Below are 3,417 nucleotides of genomic sequence, written 5' to 3' on the forward strand. Positions count from 1 at the left end.
GTGCGGCCGGGCGGTGGGGGGTGGGGCCGTCGGGGTTCGTAGTGGTTGGTGAGGGTGCGCTGCAGGTATATGCGGCATACCGTCCAAAATCCGACGAAAAGCCTGCAGAATGGGGCATTCTTCACATGTGGTGTCCTCGGAGGTTAGGCCAGAACTGATCGACGCGCTCACCGGCGTGCGCGAGCGCGTCGCCGGTGCGCGCTTCTCGCTGCCGCTGTCCGGCGCGGCCCGCGCCCGCAGGGGGCAGGCCGAGCTGGTCGCGCAGCTCGACGACTATCTGGTGCCCCGGCTGCGCAGTCCGGAAGCACCGCTGCTCGCCGTGGTCGGCGGATCCACCGGCTCCGGTAAATCGACCCTGGTGAACTCCCTGGTCGGCCGGCGGGTGAGCGAGGCCGGCGTGCTGCGGCCGACCACCCGGACGCCGGTGCTGGTCTGCCACCCGGGCGACGCGCACTGGTTCGCGGGCGACCGGGTGCTGCCGGGACTGGCCAGGACCCGGCCCGTACCACCGGCCGAGAACGACGAGGACGGCGATCTCGCCGAGGCGGCGGAGTTCGGCGAGACATCGGACGACGGGGCGGGGCTGCTGTGCGTCGACAGCGACGCCGCCCTGCCGCGCGGGCTCGCGCTGCTCGATGCGCCCGACATCGATTCCGTTGTACGGCACAACCGCGAGCTCGCCGCCGAGCTCGTCTGCGCCGCCGACGTGTGGGTACTGGTGACCTCCGCCGCCCGGTACGCCGACGCGCTGCCGTGGAATCTGCTGCGCAGCGCCAAGGAGTACGGGGTCACGCTGGTCACCGTCCTCGACCGGGTGCCGCATCAGGTGGCGCACGAGATCTCGCGGCAGTACGCGGGGCTGCTGCACCGCGCCGGGCTCGGGGACGTACCGCGCTTCACCATCCCCGAGCTGCCCGAGTCGGCCGGCGGCGGGAGCGGGCTGCTGCCCGCGACCGCCGTACGCGACCTGCGGGAATGGCTGGCGCACCGGGCGCAGTACCGGGAGCTGCGGGCGACCGTCGCGGCCCGTACCGCCGCCGGCGCGCTCGGCTCGATCAAGCCGCGGGTGGCCGAGCTCGCCGCCGCCAGCGCCGAACAGCACGCCGCCGCGCTGCGGATGGTGCAGCGGGTGCAGGGGGCGTACGACCAGGCGCTGGAGCGGGTGCACGAGCAGCTCGTCGAGGGGGTGGGACTCGCCGGGGACGCGCTCGCGCTCTGGGAGACGCGCGGGAGCGGGCCGGCGGGCGCCGGCGGGTCCTCGGCGGAGTTCCTCGACGCGCTCACCACCGGGCTCACCTCGCTGCTGCACTGCGCCGTCGCCGGCGCCGACGAACGCGCCGCCGCGGAGCTGCGCCGCGACCCGGCCACCAAGCCGTACGCTAACCGGCCCGCGGAAGCGGAGCAGCCGGTCGAGCGGATCGGCGTCACCGTGCGGCGCTGGCGGCGCGAGCTGGAGGAGCTCGCCGAGGAGGAGCTGCGGGCCGCGGAGCGCGCCGCCGACACCGAGCCGGAGGACGCCGCCGCGCTGCTGGCGGTCGTGCTGCTCGGCGGCGACGGGCGGGCCCGCCCGGCCGCCCGGATCCTCGGCCGGATGCTCGGCGTGGAGGGCGCGCGGGGCTTTTACGACAAGGGCGGGCAACTGCTCTTCGGCTACGTCGACCGGATTCTGCTGGGCGAACGGGAGCGCCGGCTCGCGCCGCTGGACGCGCTCGACTCCGGGCCCGGGGAGCAGGCCGAGCTGATCGCAGCGCTTTCCGTACTGCAGAGGGAGAGGTGTGCCAGTGGCCGCGGAACAGCGTGAGCTGCACGAGACGGACGGCCGCGAGACGGTGGCCGAGGACGGGATCGACGTCGGTATCGAGGTCGGTATCGACGTCGGTATTGACGTCAGTGCCGAGTCGGTCGGGATGTGGGACGACGGGCTGATCGCGCGGCGGTCGGCCGGCGGCTTCCCGCGGCGTGGGCGGGGTGCGGACGAGCCCGATCCGTGGGCGGCAGCGCAGGCGTGGGCGGAGGTGCTGCAGCCGGAGGCGGCGGCGGGCAGTGCGGAAGCGGGCGGCGCGGCGGTGCGGGTCCCGGGGGAGCGGGTTCCGGCCGGGGAGGTCGTGCCGCCCGCGGAGAGCGTCCCGGCCGGAGTCCCGCCGGTCAACGAGGAGACACCGGCCGACGACGACTACGCGGCGCGCGGCGCCGAGGGTGCGCCGCGGCACGGCGTCGGACCGTTGCGCGGGCGGCTGGACGCGCTGCGTGAGCTCGTAGGGCTCTCCCGTACGCGCCTGGACACCCGCACACTCGCCGAGGCCGGCCGGGTGCTGGACGAGGCGGCGGACCGGCAGAAGCTGTCGCTGGAGCACACCGTGGTCGCCATCGCGGGGGCCACCGGCAGCGGCAAGTCCTCCCTGTTCAACGCCCTCGCCGGCGCCACCCTCTCCGAGACCGGCACCCGGCGTCCCACCACCGGCGCGCCGAGCGCCTGCGCCTGGCGCGGGCAGGGTGACGACGCGCCCCTGCAACTGCTCGAGCGCCTCGGCATGCCGCCACGCGCCGCCCGGCCGCAGCGCGACGACCTCGGGCTGCGCGGCATGGTCCTCGTCGACCTGCCGGACTTCGACTCGATGCTCGAGGACCACCGCAAGCAGGTGGAGCGGCTGCTGGCGCGGGTGGACGCGGTGATCTGGGTGGTGGACCCGGAGAAGTACGCGGATGCCGTACTGCACGACCGCTATCTGAAGCCGCTCGCGGGCTATGCCGAGGTCACCTTCGTCGTGCTGAACCAGACCGACCGGCTGCCGGCAGGCGCCGCCGACCAGGTCCTCGACGACCTGCGGCGGCTGCTCGACGACGACGGGATGGCGCTCGGCGAGCACGGCGAGCCGGGTTCGTGCGTGCTCGGCGTCTCGGCCGCGACCGGCGAGGGGGTCGGTGAACTGCGGTCGGAGCTGGCGTCGTTCATCACGGAGCGGGGTGCCGCGGTGCGGCGGCTGACCGCGGATGTGGACGGCGCGGTGGCGCGGCTGCGCGAGGTGTACGTGGGGGAGGGGCAGGCCGGCGGGCTGAGCGGGGCGGCGCGGGAGGAGTTCGAGGACCGGCTGGCGGAGGCGGTCGGCGCGCGGGCCGCGGGCCAGGCGGCGGAGCGCGAGTGGCTGCGCGAGGCGCAGGACGCGTGCGACTCCTGCTGGACGCAGCTGGGGCGCTGGTACCGGGAGCGGTGGGCGCGCGAGCCGGAGGGGCTGGACGAGAGCGGGACCGGGACCGCGCTGCGGGCGCTGCGGCGGCTGTCCGGGGCGGCCCCGGCGGATGGCTGGGGGAAGGTGCCGGCGGCCGTCGAAGCCGGGGCGATGAAGGCGGGGGCGATGAAGGCGCGGGCGGCCGGGAGCGGTCGGTCGGCGAGCGGCTGGGCCGGGAGCGGGCGTACCG

General features: G+C 75.7%; 2 protein-coding genes. Both read left to right on the top strand.

All coding sequences use genetic code 11. The features are described 5' to 3' along the window. Positions 1 to 127 precede the first annotated feature (127 nt). The gene (locus G5C51_RS40860) at positions 128 to 1,801 is read left to right on the top strand and encodes a dynamin family protein (RefSeq protein ID WP_165245833.1); all 1,674 of its coding nucleotides are present in this window, start codon (positions 128 to 130) and stop codon (positions 1,799 to 1,801) included. Then, positions 1,782 to 3,417, top strand: a 1,636-nt coding sequence (locus G5C51_RS40865; protein ID WP_338118500.1) for a GTPase, incomplete at its 3' end; no start/stop codon positions are given. The genes G5C51_RS40860 and G5C51_RS40865, both read left to right, overlap by 20 nt.

Origin of the sequence: Streptomyces coryli, from assembly GCF_011044975.1 — a bacterium.
Lineage (GTDB): Bacteria > Actinomycetota > Actinomycetes > Streptomycetales > Streptomycetaceae > Streptomyces > Streptomyces coryli.